Source organism: Oceanimonas sp. AH20CE76, from assembly GCF_039654065.1.
Classification (GTDB): Bacteria; Pseudomonadota; Gammaproteobacteria; order Enterobacterales; family Aeromonadaceae; genus Oceanimonas; species Oceanimonas smirnovii.
Genome location: NZ_CP155481.1, coordinates 2,664,413 through 2,681,052, shown reverse-complemented (window position 1 = coordinate 2,681,052; position 16,640 = coordinate 2,664,413). Strand labels below are relative to the sequence as shown.

Here is a 16,640-nt window from a genome sequence, read left to right as displayed (position 1 = left end):
CCTCTCTATAACTCAGTAACACACTAACTCTCATTCTAACCCTCTTTCGCTGGCTTGATACTCCCTGCCTGCCAAGCAGCAATGTCATCAGCCCTGAACAAAATAATCGCAAGCCGGTGCAGCACTATACGCAGGCTGTGAGAAGCATAGCCGCTTTTGTCCGGCTCTTTGCGGTCTGCTTCTTCCTGATGGCGCAGCGTCAGCCAGCCAGAGCCTTGTTCAAAGCGGGCTTTTTGCTTCATGGGATACAGCTGAACTGATAGTGGACCGCAGTGCCAGCGTTTAATGATGCTTTTGTCAGTGTGCCTTAGCTGTAACTGCCAGCGCGGCCAGTCAAACAGCTGAGTAACGACAGCCATATAGCGGCGAAAGGTCTCAGCATCGTCGAAACGGATGCCGGATCGTGAGCTGTTGCAATGAGTCAGTGTGTATTGCGCCAGCCATTTCAATTCATCACGTTGTTGGGAGGAGCGATAGAGTTCCCGGCAAGCTGCCAGCGCTTTGGCTACATCGCGTTTTTCTGCCACTCCCACTGGCTCGGGGGGCAGCAGTTGATGTCGTCGGCTGCGAGGGAACAGGCGGGGCAGTTGTTTTTCCGTGGTCAGTGCACGCAGTGCCAAGGCGCTTTGATGCCATTTCATTATTTGTTCTGTGCTGAGCTGATAAAACCAGGCGATTTCCCGGTGATCATAGCCGGCCTGAATTTTGCTCAGTACCGCCAGCATGGGTTCGTATTGACGTTGTTTGACTGGCTGTAATGATGCGTCAATGCTGGCGGGGCGAGAGGCTCGGGGCGAGGTAGCGGGTCGAATATAGCGATTCAGTCGCTTGCGTAAAAAGCCAGCCGTGTTGGCCGGCGTAATGACTTGTTTTCCCCTGTGACGCAGACGGATACGGTGGGGCCGTAAACCGAGCAGCACTTGTGCCTGATGGCTGGTGAGTTCGCGGCGGTGTTGCTGCAGATACAGCCCCAGCAGCAGATCGGTGAAATGCAGGTAGGTACTGAGGCTGATGTCGGGGCTGCTGTGGCCAGCAAAGGCCGCCAGTGCATGGTACCTGTCTCGCAAACGTCCGTGCCCTGTAATGAGGGTACGGATCTCCTGGCGCTTGGCATCGTCATAGGGAAGCAGTGCATCGACATATGTTGGCAGACGCAGTTGATCGGTGTGCAGCAGCAGTTGCAGGCGCGAAAGCGCACTGTGTCGCAGATGGTAGAGGCGGAAGTAGAGACCTCCGCTCAGATCTTTCAATAGGGTGCTCACCGCCAGCGAAAGCGGAGTGATATCCAGTTGCTCAAATTGGTTTTCAGCTGTTTGGTGAAAGAGCAGCTCATTATCACTTTTGCTTTTAATGCGCTGCTCGCTCAGGTAATGACGAACCACATCGGCTTCTTCAGCGGTTAGTAAAGGAAACAGGGGGACTTTGCGCAGTCCGGCTTCGGTTTTATTGTTGCCATACCGGTTGTTCCTGATGAATAACCAGCCGGTTGGGGATGGCTCAATGTCACTCAAACGCAGCTTGGCCAGTTCACCCGGTCTTAGCCCAGTACGGTAGGCCATGATGAGAAAGCAGATATACGTTCGTTGCAGGTGGGGATCGAGATTGCCAAAGCATTGGAACTGTTTCAGCAAGCCACCAAAAAGCGGCTCGTCCACAACAGCGGCACTGACATGAACGACACTGTCGGTGCCCAGTATCAGGGGCTCTGGTAACGGAGGAAAACCGAGTTGTTGTACGCCAAACACATGCAGATCTTCCAGGCGTCCAGCCTGATACTCTCGTGCCTGCTGCTTTCGAGGCCGGTTCAGCAGGCTCAAATACAGATCATGAAATTCCTCCCCACTGTAGCTGAGCAGATCCTCTTCATTCGTGACCATTAGCCAGTCGGCCGCAATGGCATCAAAATAACGCTTTGCGCTTGAGACGGCATTGTCACGCTCTGCGAGGTGATTGATCAGCCAGTTAACCAGCGTTGCCTCGGGCAACAGCAGCCGTTCATTACTGATCACCTCCAGCTCTTCAATGACGGCGCGTTTGCTTTTGGGGCGTGCTCGGTCCTGCTGAAACACTTCTCGTAATCGGGTCAGCAGATAAGGCTGCGAGCGCCGACCAACCGGCTTGCCGACTGGCCGGGGAGTGAGTTTCGGGAAACGGGTAAAACGATGAAAATCCTGCTCATTACAGGTGAGCAGAGCCGGGCGTAGCAACCGCTGCCAGTAGTCGTATGGCAGGCTGGCGCTGGGTTGTCTGCCGGTGGCGTATTCAACCAGCACCTGCGGCAGTGATACGCCGCCGAGGTGCTCTGCCACTGTGATCCCACCGGTGGCGAGCTGAGTGAGCGAGCAGTGAATGCCAAGCTCTTGCTTTAGCAAGAACAGGCACTGCTCCGGAGTAGTCGGCGGTTGCCAGTCTCTGGATTTATGTTTTAGAAACTGCCTCAAGAGTCCCAGGCTGATCGGATCAGGCGCATAGAGCACTTCGCAATGAGGTAACCGCTCGTTGGTATCTGGATCATCTATATATAAGTTGCTGGGCTGGCCTCGGCCAGGTGCGGGCTCCAGCACCAGCCAGCAAGCTTCATTATTGCCCCTCAGCGGACGAGGCTGGTGTAGTGCCTGAGCCAGTGCAGGCCAGAGTGCAGGTCGTCCGAGGCCACCATAGAGCACCATCGACAGTAACAGCCGTGCAAACAATACATCAGGATCATTAGTATCTTCCTGCAAACGCTCAAGCCAGTGATGTTCGGCTTCAGCAATCAGATGGGAGCTGTGCTGCCAGCGCAAGGTACGGGAAGGCCGGCGGCGACGTAATGTGATGTAAGGATCCGGTACCTGTACCGACCAAATCCCTTGGCGATTACCGATTTCCAGTTGTTTGCAGATAAAGCTGTAGGCGTACCGGTAAGCCCCTTCACTCTTCAGCTCCTGCTGTAACAGTGTATCGATTTGCGGCCAGGCCTTATCAAAGTCAGTATCAATAGGTGGGATTTGCATCATGCTTGGCAGATGCTGTCTGAAAATAGCCATGGCAGCACGCAGGATCTGCGCATCCCGCTGCTGACGCTTGGCCTGACGATGTTCTCGTCCCAGCATGGTCATCAGTGCCGGCTGGGATGGAGGAAGGATCAGCGGATTGTCCATCCGGGAAGCGCCTTAATCTGATGTTTTTTTAGTATGGATTCAATCACTTCTGCCAGCTCGCGACACTCCCCCATGCTGACGAAACTGTGCCGCCCCATAGCCTCTTCTCCAATCTCCTCGTGGCCCATCCAGGAGTCGATGAGCTCTGGGTTAACTTTTTGTTTTGCCAATTCTGATCTCAGGTGGTGACGAGCCCAGTTTTTGGCCCAGGGCAGGCAAGGCGCTGGCAGCTTTGCCAGCAAGGACGGAGTGAGATCCGCAGGCTCCTGACTACCTTGTCTGTCCTCAAATGCAAACAGCAGGTTACCCGTACCATCCAGCGCCTGCTGGCAACGCGCTGCAAGATCCGGAGCCTGAAAGCGGCTATAAATACTTAGCTGGCGCAGATGCTCCAGATAAAGCTCCACCTGCCTGGCGGCGGTAGCAGGGATCACCAGCGTTCTAGCAGACAGACCATGTCTTCTTTCCTTATCGGAAATCCACCAGGTGCGCTGGTAGGGATTGAAATCACCCAGTTTGCCCATCGGAGCAGTGACGTCTCGGTGACCTGTCGAGAAAGTCAGCAGCGCCCAGACGTAATAGACATAGCGATTATGAAAGGCCCTGATGTCAGCTTCGGGTTCGATGGCACCTGCCAGCATGATGAAGATATGTTGCAGTATTTCTGATGGCACATATAACCGGCTGCCCAGGTTATTGTTTTTTTGAGCTCGAACGGGGAGCCCCGGGCTTTGCTCAGCCATGGCAAAAATGGCATTGACGTACCGGGTGTGATGCTCGAGCGCATCATCTTGCGACAGGTGACTGTATGACAACGCGGGACGGGATTTGTGTGACTCACCGCGAAGCAGGGCAATGATTGCCCTGTCCGCTCCCTGATTCAGTAACCAGTGTTCCAGGTATCGCACTATCAGACCTGGCGTCAGCCTGGTTTTGTGTACCTCATTTATCGATTTCAGCCACTCTCGCATTTCGCTGGGAGTCGGTGGGCTCATGGATGGATAAAATCGTTCAACCCAGTCGTGCAGCTGGATGGGCAGGGGACGGAAAAAGTGATCCGATACTGCCGGCAGTATCGGGTTCAGCTCATTCGGCTGGATGCTTGCCGGAACGTGATGAGTAAGCCGAATAGATGGATGATTATCGACTAGCTCCAGTAGTTGATCCTGATTGGCCCGTTCATGAAGCCAGGCGGGATCCCGCCCCGTAACCAGGGCCAGCAGCATCCAGCCGGCCAGCACATCTTGCTCCTTTAGCTGCTTCAGACAATGCAGCACCAAGTGTTGAATGTCCCACTCGCTGGCTTGAGTGTAGCTGCATGGCAGCGATTGCTGGCGGCTGGAGAGCTGCTCTGCCAGACGCTGGCCTTGTATGGCTTTCATGGCCAGCGCTTTTTTGCGTTTTAGTGGAGCCGCAACCCTCAGCGTGTTGCCAGGAGTAACTCGGGCGGGCTCATCGGCCTGCTGACTATCTGGCGTTTCCGGAGTGAGCTGAAGTAGCTGAACATCAAAACCTGATTCATCTGCAGGCTCCAAGGGGACCGTAGTGATGACTTCTGGTCGCTCGAAGGTCAGGTTCACTCTGCGCTTGCGAACAATTCCCTCGATCTGGTGCGCTGCATTGCGGATGACGACGGACAAATAACCCCGCTCCTTATCCAGCTTATAGTCCGGATATTTCAGCTTAATTACTTCCAAATCCTCACCGAGATCGATCAGAGAGTCGGTGCTGGTCGCTCTTGGCAGAAACTGCAGTAACGGCGCATGCTTGGCGCTGGTGGCGATTTGTCGGATTTCTCTCAAAGCCGAGTCAATCCCTGAATTCTGATGCCCCAGAATATGGACCTGACAGCAGCACAGCAGGACAACTCCGAGCCATTCTTCAAACTTTTCAGCATCCTCTACTTGGTGCAAGGGGGCGCATAGCGCCGCTGCATAGGGTGCTTCCGTCAGCATTTTCTGATTTTTTATCCAGTCAAAAGTCTGCTGATAAGTGCCGGTGTCAGGCATGGGCCATTGTGCCAGTGCCTGTAAGCGCTGTTCCATGTGGTCGGAAAACAGGGGCAGGTGCTGCTGAAACTGAGTCAGCATGGGGGAGCACACTTGCGCAAAACGCAGAAAGACGATTTTCCTGTGTTTGGTTGGTAGTGACGGTGGGGCAATGATTTTACTGAGGTATCCCCGCCGAGCGGCGAATGGGCTCAGCTCAGTCATGTGGCGGACTCCACAGTTTGCTGAGCTCTGTAATCACATCGGATGTTGAGCTGGGGATGCTGGATCTGCTTTTTTGCTCCCGACGACGCCGCTGCTTACGCTGCGTCATCAGTGTATTGTGAGCTCTGCCTGTCCATGCTGCGAGCATGCGGTCTGTGAGCTTGTCTGTGCCCAATAACTCTTGATGCAAATCCTCGGACATATGAGCAGCCAGCGTATCTCTTATTTCTGACAGACGATCCGGATCTACTGACTGTATCAAAGAAGATATCACCGAACGCCATGCTGCTTTTTCTATCTCCGAGGTAGTTATGTGATGCTCAAGATAGGAGATCAATTGAGTGCCGTTTGGGGGCCTGTGTGATGGCCAAATCAGCACTGGCCATAGTGGCGCAAACAGCTGAAACGTGCGCGGCGACTTCTTTTTCGAAGAATCATCCTTTTTCTCTCCCAATATTATTGCATGAAGAGTTTCCCTGCTGAGTTCCGAGATCAAGGGCTTTGGCAAGACAGATGCGTTAACCCAGCGGGGATAAATGGTGCACCATTCATATGCTGCCTGGGCGGCAGGATGCAGTTCCACACGGTCTGATGCACTTACTTTTACTATCGCCGGCACGGTATTTTCCACTCATATGGTCATGATTTATACTGTGCGCGGCGGACTCATTTAGATCAAATCTTGCATCTAAATTTGTGTGTTTTTTGTGACCGTGACCACGAGGTAGATCTCGATTGATGCAAAATCCGCGAAACTGGACAGCGATGTCAAATCTTTTCATAACATAGACTTACGCTTTATGTAGAATGGTGTATATTAAGATTATCTGACTGGCACGGCCTGTCACGCCGGGGGTCGCGGGTTCGAGTCCCGTCCGCTCCGCCATCATACAAAAGCCCTGACCTTACGGTCGGGGCTTTTTTCATGTCCGGCTGCGCCGGTGCGCCGGGCTTGCTGGGTTATGTCGGTGCTGCGCACCTTCGCCTTCAAACCCGGTGGTTTGCCACTCCGCCATTATCAAGAAGCCCCGAGTTAACGCTCAGGGCTTTTAGGGCTTTTATTTCTGGCCAAAGCTGCATTTTTTCTTTTTCCCTTGTTATCAGCTGCCTATACTCGTTCAATTCGTAGTAAATATTACTTAGGGATGAGTAAATATGATTAAAACCATCAGACACAAGAAGTCTGAGCTCTGTAGCCTGGCCGTATTACTTGCTTTGTTTTCTTCTGGTGCTTCGGCATCCCAGTCCTGTGTAGCAGAACCTTCAGTTGTTAATTCTGCGCCTTCCACATCTGCAATGAATCAGTCGCAGCTGCCGGAAACGATAACCAAAGAAGTAGAGAGTGCGGTTCGTCGTACTCTGGATTATGTATCCGCACCTGGCGTTATTGTCGGCATACAAACGCCTGAGGGAATATGGAAGAAAGCGTGGGGAGTGGCTGATCCTGCAACAGGTGAAGCAATGAAAGCAGGCATGCATACTCGCATTGGCTCTGTGACTAAAACCTTTACCGGCACTTTGCTGATGCAGCTGGCTGACGCCGGCAAATTATCGCTGGATGACACCATAGACACTTATGTGGCCGGTGTGCCTAATGGTAATAAGATTACGCTTCGCCACCTCGCCAATATGACCAGTGGTGTATCCAGCTATACCCGTGCAGAGGCGTTTCTTGATATTTTCTTTGAAGATCCTTCCCAGACCTATACTCCCGAGCAATTACTGAATTTTGCATTGCCGGCATCACCGGAGTTCGAGCCCGCCGCATCCTTTGATTATTCCAATACCAATACAGTGCTGCTGGGCATGGTGATTGAACAAGTAACAGGAAAACCTATTGAACAGAGTTTATCAGCCATGATCCTGGAGCCTCTTGGGCTCACGAATACTGTCTGGCCTGGTAATGCTGCTGATATGCCTGACCCTTTTGCACAGGGTTTTACACTGCAAGGAAATGCGGCCACACCTGAGCAGCCTTCTAATGCCACTCACTGGAATCCTTCCTGGGGCTGGACTGCCGGAGAGATGATTTCCACCATGGATGATCTGCTGATTTATGGCAGAGCGCTGGGTACTGGTAAAGGGTTACTTTCGCCAGCTGCTCAGCAAACGCGTTTAACATCATTTCCTGATCCCATGGGGTACGGGATAGGAATGGGCTGCGCTGCTGGCTGGGTCGGGCATACCGGTGAGTTGCCCGGATATAACACTACGCTGTTCTATCATGTTGCCAGCGATACCACTGTGGTGGTTCAGGCTAACAGCGATATACGCTCCGGAGACTGCTCTGATGAAGAAGTATTACCAAATAATCCTACCGGAATAAGCTGCGCTTCACCGGCATCGCGGGTATTTGAGGCAGTGTCTGTGGCACTGGGTCATCCTTTTTCCATGACAGCACCAGAGTAACGCCACTTGAATAAAATACAGCCATATCATTACCCGTATCTATCAGCCTGTTTTACTGCGTTGACCATGCTGTCCCTGAGCACGTCTTCTCCGGTATTGGCTCAAGTCAGCGAAGCAGAGCAGGCTGTCGTAGAGCAAACCATTATTCTTCAGCGCCTTACCCCACCACAAAAGCGCGGCATGATTGATATTGACATCATGGATCAGCAAGATGAGCTGTCGGAGCAGGAAGCAGAAAAAGTCACGCTGGTACTTAATTCTGTTACTGTGGACGGTGCATTTACGCTTGAGCCGGAACAGCTCAGGGCCAGCTGGCAGTCTTTACTGGGAAAAGAAATAACTTTGGCCGATCTGTATCAGGTGGCCCGGGATATTGATGCAGCCTATCTGGCAGCAGGCTATTTCTCCATGACAGTAGTACCAGTACAGGATCTTGAGTCCGGTCATGTTCATTTTCAGGTTTATGAAGGCTATGTAGAGCGGGTAGAAATTACCAGTGATATTCCTGGCATGGAGCGGAGGCTGGCTCCCTATATTGATCGTCTGATGGCCATGCAGCCCATTCGAGTTAAAGAGGCGGAGCGAGTACTGCTGTTAATGAGTGATCTGGCCGGTGTTAATATTGAAGGAACCTTCATCAAACCCGATACGCCCCGGGCCGGAGGCCTGCTTAAACTGAATATCGGATTTAACCCGCGCTCAGTGATGGTTGCGCTGGATAATTTTGGCAGCGACGAGGTCGGGCCCTATGAGCTGGCCGCCAGTGCCGGGTTTAACGATGTCTTTGGCTATTTTGAGAGCAGTAACCTGCTGGCTCTGACGATTCCTGATGCACCGGAGCAAATGTCTATTTTTCAGCTCTCTCAGAATATACCTCTCGGTTATAACGGGTTGTTTACCGGTTACAACCTGTCCTACATTGAACAGCAACCCGGCTGATCTCTGGCGTCGCAGCATATAGAGGTTGAGTCAGTGGTCGTGAGTGCGGAGCTGTCTTATCCTTTTGTGCGTACTTTGCAGCAAAGCCTGTTTGGTCGTGCTGAAGTGACATTTCAGCACGATGATGTCGATATCATGAATACAGCGGTTGCGCGCACTCGTATACGCCGTGCCGAACTGATGCTGGATTATGACAGTGCCCTGAGCAGTGGCGACTTGTCTGCCATGGCCGGAGTGGGAGCCGGGCATATTTCCGATATGGATCTGGGTGAGCAGCCCGGTAACTATCATTACTGGCGGGCAGCGCTCAATTACTTGTATCCGGTAAATAATAATATCAATATGCAGCTGCGGACCGTCGGGCAGCATTCTCCTATGATGCTGCCGGCGTCTTCACAGTTTTCGGTGGGCGGGTTTTCATTCGGACGCGCCTTTGAAAGCGGAGCTATCAGCGGAGACAGTGGCATGGCTGCAGCTGCCGAACTGATGTATGAGGTGACAACAGATTTGTCTTTACTGCCATCGGTCGTGGTGACGCCTTTTATTGATTATGGCGTCACTCGTGAGCATCAACCGGGGGCGAGGGCTGAATATCAGGAATTGGGCTCTTACGGCATCAGTCTGGGCGGGACCCTTGCTGATCGCGTTTTGTTTGAGGTGAGTGCCGGTCTTCCCTGGCACAAGCCTGCCGACACAGACGAATCTGGCGGGCAGCTACTGTTCAGGCTGAGCAGTGTGTTTTAACTTATGCGGGCAGAGCCTGCCCGCATCGGTTTATACTGCCATAAAGTCCTGATGAAACGACTTCTCGCAGTAGCAGCAGCGAAAATGCACCTGGCCGCTGACGGCCCTTACGCGGAACTGGCTGCTGACCGGCTCTCTGCGGCTGATACAGTTACCGTTTGGGCAGGCAAATACGCCTTTGATCTTTTCCGGCAGATGTAACTGCAGTTTTTCAACTACTTCAAAGTCTTCAATCAGATTCACGGTCGCATCGGGTGCAAACAGCGCCAGCTGGTTGGCCTGTGCCGGTGACAGCCGCACGTTTTCTACTTTGATAATATCTTTGGCACCCAGTGCCTTGGACGGCAGATTAAGACCCACGGTAATACGCTCGCGGTTCTCTGCCAGACCAAACAGCTGCAAAATACGAATACCCTGACCGGCAGGAATATGGTCGATCACGGTGCCATTGTGAATGGCCTCGACTTGTAATTGGGTTTTATTCACGGCTGCTCCTTACAGGGTTTCATTCAATACCAGGGCCAGCAGGGCCTGGCGAGCATAGACGCCGTTCTCGGCCTGCTCAAAATAGTAGGCATAAGGGGTGTCATCCACCTCTACCGTAATTTCATCAATGCGCGGCAGCGGATGCAGTACCTTGAGGCTGTCTTTGGCATTTTCCAGTACTTGCGGTGTCAGTACATAGCGGGATGCCACATGCATATATTCGGTTTCGTCAAAGCGCTCTTTCTGTACCCGGGTCATATACAGAATATCGAGTTCGTCCATGATTTCTTCCATGCTGTCACGAAACTCAAAGTTAATGCCTTTTTCCTTGAGCTCATCACACAGATATTCCGGCATGGCCAGCGCCTGAGGGGCGATAAAGTAGAATTTGCAGCCAAACAGGCTCAGTGCCTGCGTCAGTGAGTGCACGGTGCGGCCGTATTTAAGATCACCCACAAAGGCCACGGTCAGGCCCTGCAGTGTGCCCTGAGTTTCATAGATGGTAAACAGATCCAGCAAGGTCTGAGTGGGATGCTGGTTGGAGCCGTCTCCGGCATTGATCACCGGCACTGATGAAAACTCCGCCGCCAGCCTTGCCGCGCCTTCCTGAGGATGGCGCATGACAAAGGCGTCGCTGTAAGAGCTGATAATGCGCACCGAGTCGGACAGAGTTTCGCCCTTTTTAGCCAATGAGGTGCTGCCGCTGTCGGAAAAGCCGATGACGGAACCGCCCAAACGATGCACGGCCGTTTCAAATGACAGCCGGGTGCGGGTGGAGGCTTCAAAAAAGCAGCTGGCAACCACTTTTTGTTTTAACAGCTCGGGTTGGGGCTGACTTTTAAGCTTCACGGCCGTGTCGATAACCAGTTCCAGCTCGGAGCGGGTAAAGTCAGATATGGATATGACATGCTTTTGATATAAAGGGTTTGCCATCAGCTGTGCTCTTGAAGTGAAATACGGGCCATAAAAAAGCCCCTGAATGGGGCCATCACAGAAACAGGATCGCAAACGCCAAAGCCGGTGCCGGCACAGGGCACCACTACCAATGAGTGGCAGCAGCAAGAGTAAGTCATGGGCAACTCCATGGGTTTGCGAATCGACCGGAATTATAGATAAATGCGTCGCCAAAGCAAAATTCACACAGCAGGACAGTGCCGGCGGTGAAAGAGTGAGCGAACAGGCTTGGGGTAAGCAAAAAGCCCTTTACCTTTGAATTCAGCTCTATATAATTCGCTTCGTGTTGCAGGGGCATAGTTCCAATTGGTAGAACAGCGGTCTCCAAAACCGACGGTTGGGGGTTCGAATCCCTCTGCCCCTGCCAGCTTCACCGAAAAGGCCAGCCTCAGTGCTGGCCTTTTTCGTTATGGAGTATTGATGAAATCACTACAGACCCGACTCTGGCAGTTTATGGCATTACCGGTATGGCAGTGCGCTCATGCCGAACGGCTGCCTTATGCTCCTGAACCCGCCCCTGTCGTTGCTGACGTTCGTCTTGTGATCGGACAAGGCCATCAGCTGCCGGCAACGCTGCTTAATGATCTGCTGATTGCGCTTGAAGGTGTACAGCCCGATATTCAGGAGGAAACGGCCTGGCTTGCCGCAGGCTGTCCTGATGCGCGTATTGTGCTGGGGTTTAACCTTACCGAGCCGGCCGGGCAGCTAAACTGGCAAGGTTCACTGCCGTTGTCTGCTTTACAAAAACGTGAACTCTGGAGCTGTTTATGCAGCCTGAATACCGGGCACTGACACCGGCAGATCTTGATGCCATGGTGGCGGTAGAGCTGGCTGCCCATCAGCATCCCTGGAGCCGCTCTTTACTGGCTGGTGCCTTTGACGCACGTTATTTCACCGGCTCCTTCTGGTATCAGCAACAGCTGCTAGGTTACTTTATTGCCGACAGGGTACTTGATGAAACCACCCTGATGAACATTTGTATCTCTCCTGAGTGGCAGGGTAAAGGGTTGGGCCGGTTACTGTTGCAGCACTATCTGGCTGACGCTCGGAAACTGGGTCTGTACTATTACTGGCTGGAAGTGAGAGCGTCCAACCAGGCCGCGATTGGGCTTTATCAGTCCTGTGGTTACCGGGAAACCGGCCGGCGTCGTGGTTACTATCCGGCAGGCAGCGGCACCGAAGATGCCGTCATGATGCAAAAACACGGTTAGTTTCTATACTGAAAAGCACACACTCTCGCAGGGACGCATTATGAGAGGCTTGCTTGCCATTGTGCTGGTGCTTGCAGGAATAGCACCTGCTCATGCCACTATCTATCAATACCGCGATGCCGCCGGTGTAGTGCATTACACCGACAACCGGCTCAAAGCCACTATCAGCCAGCGCTGGCATCAGGATGCCATTAACAAAGACGGTATTTTGGTACGGGTGGTTAAACAAAACGATGGCCACCACTTCTATGCCCTTAACCGCCTTGCCAGCCAGGCCCGTTTTAATATCAAATTTGTAAAGCGGCAGAATGTCAGCATACCCAAAGCCATGGAGCAACCGCTGATCCTGCCCGCCCGCCAGGAAACCTTTATCGGCAGGCTGACGCCAGATAGCAGCGGCAGCTGGAGTTATGATTACGGTTTTGCTTACAGCAGCCATTATGAAAAGAATAAGGTCAACCAGGGGCACAAGGTACAGAAAATAGCCGGCAGTACTATTGTCAGCCCCCGGGTTAATGCCTGGAAGCAGCATTACAATCAACCCCGGCAAGGTGTACTTAATCTCTCCGGCGCTGTGAATATCAGCCCGCCGGTGGCCGGTGCCTTTCGTATTTCGCAAGGCTTTAACGGTGACTTCAGTCATAACAAGCGCTCCAACCGTTATGCCCTTGATATTGCATTGCCCGTTGGCACGCCTTTGCTGGCTACTGCCGATGGGGTGGTGGTCGCCGCGGTGGACCATCATGTTGGCGGTGGTCTTGAGGCCAGATACCGGGGCAAGTCCAATCATCTGCGCTTGCGTCATCCTGACGGTACCATGACGCTTTATGCTCATCTGAATACCGGCTCACTGAAAGTGAAAAAAGGCGATCGGGTAAGAGCCGGGCAGGTGGTGGCGGCCTCCGGGCATACCGGTTACAGCTCAGGCCCGCATTTGCACCTGGCGGTGCAGGTAAATAACAAGGGGCGAATGGAGTCCATCCCCTTTACTCTGAATGGCCGCCTGCCTGATGCTGGCAATACGCTGTTGGCCCGAGGCAGTGAAGGTAGTAACGAATGAAATTATTTCATTTGGTAAATGCACCATCAAGCGAGTGAACAAACCGTTTTGTCTTTGTATGATGGGGTTAACTGCTGCTGAATCTGCCTGACCTGGTGGTTGTTGTTGTTTGAGCGGTTATCAGGCAACTGCCGGCAGTTGCTTTATGCTTTTTGCTATGGTTTTTTAATCGACTTCTTATATAAAAAACCACAAAAAAGCAGGAACAGCAGTATGTCACAGATCGCCGAAGCAGCGCAGCGCGAGCCTCGCAGTATCAGTCACTATATGAGGGTATTGGGTCCGGGGATCCTGGGCGCTGCCGCCGCCATTGGCGGCTCTCATCTGGTGGCGTCCACCCAGGCCGGTGCCATTTATGGCTGGCAGCTGGTGGGGCTTATTCTGCTGGTTAATCTGCTCAAATATCCCTTCTTTCAGATTGGTGCCCGCTACACCATGGCCGCCAATGAAAGCCTGATTCAGGGCTATGATCGTATCGGCCGTGGTTATCTGCGTTTATTTACGCTGCTGAACCTGTTTTCTTCCGTGGTCAGCACGGCGGGTGTGGCCATGCTCTGTGGCAGCATTCTGGGGTTATTCATCGGCGACAGCCTGAGCGTGACTCAGCTCAGCATGATAGTGCTGGCAGGCTCACTGGCGTTCTTGATCACCGGTCACTACCGAACCCTGGACAGTGTGACCAAATGGATTATTGTGGGCCTGGCCATTGCCACCGTCACCGCCGTGTTTATTGCGCTTAACCGGGGGGGCGTGGCTACACCGGACTTTGTGGCACCCAGCCCCTGGAATCTGGCCTCGGTAGGCTTTCTGGTGGCCCTGATGGGCTGGATGCCGGCTCCTATTGAGCTGTCTTCCTGGAACAGTGTCTGGCTTCGGCAAAAGCAAAAGGATCTGGGGGGAACGCTGGAGTATAAAGACGCTCTGGTCGATTTTAACGTCGGTTACGTTACCTCCACGCTGCTGGCACTGGCCTTTGTAGCGCTGGGCACCCTGGTACTGCACGGCAGCGGTGAAACATTGGCTACGTCAGGCATTGCTTTTGCTCATCAGCTGGTGAACGTGTACGCCAGTGTGATGGGGGAGTGGAGCCGCTGGCTGATCGCCATAGTGGCGTTTCTGTGCATGTTTTCTACCACAGTAACCGTGCTCGACGGCTACAGCCGGGCGCTGAGTGAATGCTTCGTACAGTTTGGTCAGCTACAGGGCAGCGGCCCTACCGGCAACGGTGCCCGTTTCACCTATCCGCTGATGATAGCCATGGGCGTGGTGGCCGCCTTGATCATCATGTTTTTTAAAGGGGCGCTGCTGGCCATGCTGGAGTTTGCCATGATCTCCGCCTTTATCAGCGCCCTGGTGTTTGCCTGGCTGAACCTTCGACTGATGCGTTTGCCACAGGTGCCGGAACGCTACCGGCTGGGCAAGGGCATGGTGGCTCTGAGCCGGGTTGGCATTCTGTTCTTTGCCGGTTTTAATCTGCTGTTTGGTTATTGGTATTTGTTTGTGAAATAAGGCTTGCCGGCCCTGTGGTTCCGCAGGGCCGGCTGCGTTATACCGCTATTCCCGCCTTATGTGATCCTGCTCGCTAAATGACCACTTGGCCGGCACTGGATAAGTGTTACCTTACTCATTGAAAGTCAGAGCCTATCGAGGCTCGCGGAAAGATCAATTTATCTTTTTTGACCGTAACCAGTATATTGGCTTTCACGCTGTATTTTTCCTACGCACTACCTTCACTTAAAATTAATTGTATGTGTTTTAGGGTGTTTTTGTATCCAGTATCGCCTAAAAATACAAAAAAAATTACTAGGTATGCGTTGGTAAAGTAAATGCGTTGTAAAAAAACGTCATTTTACTGGTGTGACACAGGCAAGGCTGCCGGAAGTTGAAGGAACAGCTTGCTGAAAACCGGGCGTGTTTGCCCGGGGTAATATCAACAAGGATCAGGGAATTATTATGTTAATCGGAATTCCAAGGGAAACGCTCAGCGGAGAGACACGGGTGGCCGCCACCCCCAAGTCCGTTGAGCAGCTGCGCAAACTGGGCTTTGAGGTCAGCGTCGAGCAGGGCGCGGGCAGCAAGGCCAGCTTTGAAGACGCTGGCTATCAGGCCGCCGGCGCGCAACTGGTAAATGCCGACGACGTCTGGCAGGCCACCATTATTTACAAGGTGAACGCGCCCACTGCCGACGAAATTGAGCGGCTGCAGGCAGGTACTACTCTGGTCAGCTTTATCTGGCCGGCGCAGAACCCTGAGCTGGTCGAGCAGCTCAAGAACAAAGGCGTGACCGTACTTGCCATGGACATGGTGCCGCGTATTTCCCGCGCCCAGTCGCTGGATGCGCTGTCGTCCATGGCCAACATTGCCGGCTATCGTGCCGTGGTGGAAGCCGCCCACGAGTTTGGCCGCTTCTTTACCGGTCAGATCACCGCCGCCGGCAAGGTGCCGCCGGCCAAGGTGCTGGTGATCGGTGCCGGTGTTGCCGGCCTGGCTGCCATTGGTGCTGCCGGCTCTTTGGGTGCCATAGTGCGCGCCTTTGATACCCGCCCTGAGGTAAAAGAGCAGATCAACTCCATGGGGGCCGAGTTCCTGGAGCTGGACTACGAGGAAGACAGCGATTCTTCCGACGGTTATGCCAAGGAGATGAGTCAGGCCTTTATCGACGCCGAAATGGCCCTGTTTATGGAGCAGGCCAAAGAGGTGGATATTATCATTACCACAGCGCTAATCCCTGGTAAGCCGGCCCCCAAACTGATTACTGCCGACATGGTGGCTGCCATGGCTCCGGGCTCTGTCATTGTGGATCTGGCCGCCCAGAACGGCGGTAACTGTGAGCTGACCAAGCCGGGCGAGCTGTTTGTGTCCGACAACGGCGTCAAGATCATCGGCTATACCGATCTCAACGGTCGCCTGCCGACCCAGTCCTCCACCCTGTACGCCACCAACCTGGTTAACCTGGCCAAGTTGCTGTGCAAGGAAAAGGACGGCAATATCCATGTCGACTTCGACGACGTGGTGCTGCGCAATATGACGGTAGTAAAAGACGGTGAAGTCACTTTCCCACCGCCGGCCATCAGCGTGTCGGCGGCCCCCAAGGCTAAAGCGGCTGCTCAGCCTCAGGCCGAGCCTGAAGCCAAAAAGCCAAGCAGGCTCAAATATTACCTGGGCGGTGCCGGCATTGTGTTGTTTGCCTGGCTGGCGGCGGTGGCACCGGCTGAGTTTCTGTCTCACATTACCGTGTTCGTGCTGGCCTGTATCGTGGGCTACTACGTGATCTGGAACGTGTCCCATTCCCTGCACACGCCGCTGATGTCGGTCACCAACGCCATCTCCGGCATTATCGTGGTAGGGGCCTTGTCCCAGGTGGGATCGGAGAGTGGTTTTGTTAGCTTTATCGCCTTTGTGGCGGTGCTGATCGCCTCCATCAACGTGTTTGGCGGTTTTACCGTGACACATCGCATGCTGAAGATGTTTAGGAAGGGCTGAT

13 protein-coding genes and 1 tRNA gene are annotated in these 16,640 nt (G+C 53.3%); 9 read left to right on the top strand and 5 right to left on the bottom strand.

The window, feature by feature from the left end; genetic code table 11:
- Nucleotides 1-35: 35 nt before the first annotated feature.
- Genes N2M06_RS13095 through N2M06_RS13085 form a run of 3 tightly spaced genes read right to left on the bottom strand, consistent with a single transcriptional unit; the run spans nt 36 to nt 5,984 of the window.
- Nucleotides 36-3,140, bottom strand: a complete 3,105-nt coding sequence (locus tag N2M06_RS13095) for a tyrosine-type recombinase/integrase (RefSeq protein ID WP_346350976.1) — start codon at nt 3,138-3,140, stop codon at nt 36-38.
- Complete coding sequence (locus tag N2M06_RS13090; protein ID WP_346350975.1) at nt 3,125-5,353, bottom strand: hypothetical protein; 2,229 nt, start codon at nt 5,351-5,353, stop codon at nt 3,125-3,127. Before N2M06_RS13090 ends, N2M06_RS13095 begins: the two co-directional genes overlap by 16 nt.
- Entirely contained in the window at nt 5,346-5,984 is a 639-nt protein-coding gene (locus N2M06_RS13085; RefSeq protein ID WP_346350974.1) for a hypothetical protein, read from the bottom strand. Before N2M06_RS13085 ends, N2M06_RS13090 begins: the two co-directional genes overlap by 8 nt.
- 524 nt (nt 5,985-6,508) lie before the next feature.
- Here N2M06_RS13085 and N2M06_RS13080 point away from each other — a divergent pair.
- From N2M06_RS13080 to N2M06_RS13070, 3 genes are all read left to right on the top strand, one after another.
- On the top strand, nt 6,509-7,762 hold the full coding sequence (locus N2M06_RS13080) for a serine hydrolase domain-containing protein (protein WP_346350973.1): 1,254 nt from the start codon (nt 6,509-6,511) through the stop codon (nt 7,760-7,762).
- Nucleotides 7,763-7,828: 66 nt separating this feature from the next.
- Nucleotides 7,829-8,701 carry a POTRA domain-containing protein gene (locus tag N2M06_RS13075; RefSeq protein WP_346350972.1) on the top strand — a complete coding sequence of 291 codons (873 nt, stop codon included), beginning with the start codon at nt 7,829-7,831 and terminating at the stop codon, nt 8,699-8,701.
- 39 nt (nt 8,702-8,740) lie between these two features.
- Nucleotides 8,741-9,445, top strand: a complete 705-nt coding sequence (locus tag N2M06_RS13070; protein ID WP_346350971.1) for a ShlB/FhaC/HecB family hemolysin secretion/activation protein — start codon at nt 8,741-8,743, stop codon at nt 9,443-9,445.
- A gap of 30 nt (nt 9,446-9,475) precedes the next feature.
- On the opposite strand, the gene pyrI is transcribed toward N2M06_RS13070, so the two are convergent.
- Both pyrI and pyrB read right to left on the bottom strand, forming a co-directional pair.
- Nucleotides 9,476-9,931 (bottom strand): aspartate carbamoyltransferase regulatory subunit, encoded by a 456-nt coding sequence (gene pyrI / locus N2M06_RS13065; RefSeq protein ID WP_019935208.1) that lies wholly within the window; start codon nt 9,929-9,931, stop codon nt 9,476-9,478.
- 9 nt (nt 9,932-9,940) lie between these two features.
- On the bottom strand, nt 9,941-10,864 hold the full coding sequence (pyrB, locus tag N2M06_RS13060) for an aspartate carbamoyltransferase (RefSeq protein WP_019935209.1): 924 nt from the start codon (nt 10,862-10,864) through the stop codon (nt 9,941-9,943).
- A 311-nt stretch (nt 10,865-11,175) separates the two neighbouring features.
- On the opposite strand from pyrB, the gene N2M06_RS13055 reads away from it, so the two are divergent.
- The 6 genes from N2M06_RS13055 (at nt 11,176) to N2M06_RS13030 (ending at nt 16,639) form a co-directional block, all read left to right on the top strand.
- Nucleotides 11,176-11,252 (top strand) — tRNA-Trp (locus N2M06_RS13055).
- A gap of 53 nt (nt 11,253-11,305) precedes the next feature.
- Nucleotides 11,306-11,677, top strand: a complete 372-nt coding sequence (locus N2M06_RS13050; RefSeq protein ID WP_019935211.1) for a hypothetical protein — start codon at nt 11,306-11,308, stop codon at nt 11,675-11,677.
- Nucleotides 11,653-12,096, top strand: coding sequence for a ribosomal protein S18-alanine N-acetyltransferase (rimI, locus tag N2M06_RS13045; protein ID WP_019935212.1), 444 nt, complete (start codon nt 11,653-11,655; stop codon nt 12,094-12,096). The genes N2M06_RS13050 and rimI overlap by 25 nt, the downstream gene beginning before the upstream one ends.
- A gap of 40 nt (nt 12,097-12,136) precedes the next feature.
- Entirely contained in the window at nt 12,137-13,156 is a 1,020-nt protein-coding gene (locus tag N2M06_RS13040) for a M23 family metallopeptidase (RefSeq protein WP_346350970.1), read from the top strand.
- 213 nt (nt 13,157-13,369) lie between these two features.
- Nucleotides 13,370-14,665: a divalent metal cation transporter gene (locus N2M06_RS13035; protein ID WP_019935214.1), complete on the top strand. Its 1,296-nt coding sequence runs from the start codon at nt 13,370-13,372 to the stop codon at nt 14,663-14,665.
- Between the two features lie 444 nt (nt 14,666-15,109).
- Nucleotides 15,110-16,639 (top strand): Re/Si-specific NAD(P)(+) transhydrogenase subunit alpha, encoded by a 1,530-nt coding sequence (locus N2M06_RS13030; protein WP_026344859.1) that lies wholly within the window; start codon nt 15,110-15,112, stop codon nt 16,637-16,639.
- Nucleotide 16,640 lies beyond the last annotated feature (1 nt).

Coding starts and splice junctions, on each gene's coding strand:
- N2M06_RS13095 (WP_346350976.1), bottom strand. CDS start 3,140: ATGGACAATCCGCTGATCCTTCCTCCATCCCAGCCGGCACTGATGACC.
- N2M06_RS13090 (WP_346350975.1), bottom strand. CDS start 5,353: ATGACTGAGCTGAGCCCATTCGCCGCTCGGCGGGGATACCTCAGTAAA.
- N2M06_RS13080 (WP_346350973.1), top strand. CDS start 6,509: ATGATTAAAACCATCAGACACAAGAAGTCTGAGCTCTGTAGCCTGGCC.
- N2M06_RS13075 (WP_346350972.1), top strand. CDS start 7,829: ATGCTGTCCCTGAGCACGTCTTCTCCGGTATTGGCTCAAGTCAGCGAA.
- pyrB (WP_019935209.1), bottom strand. CDS start 10,864: ATGGCAAACCCTTTATATCAAAAGCATGTCATATCCATATCTGACTTT.
- N2M06_RS13050 (WP_019935211.1), top strand. CDS start 11,306: ATGAAATCACTACAGACCCGACTCTGGCAGTTTATGGCATTACCGGTA.
- rimI (WP_019935212.1), top strand. CDS start 11,653: ATGCAGCCTGAATACCGGGCACTGACACCGGCAGATCTTGATGCCATG.
- N2M06_RS13040 (WP_346350970.1), top strand. CDS start 12,137: ATGAGAGGCTTGCTTGCCATTGTGCTGGTGCTTGCAGGAATAGCACCT.
- N2M06_RS13035 (WP_019935214.1), top strand. CDS start 13,370: ATGTCACAGATCGCCGAAGCAGCGCAGCGCGAGCCTCGCAGTATCAGT.
- N2M06_RS13030 (WP_026344859.1), top strand. CDS start 15,110: ATGTTAATCGGAATTCCAAGGGAAACGCTCAGCGGAGAGACACGGGTG.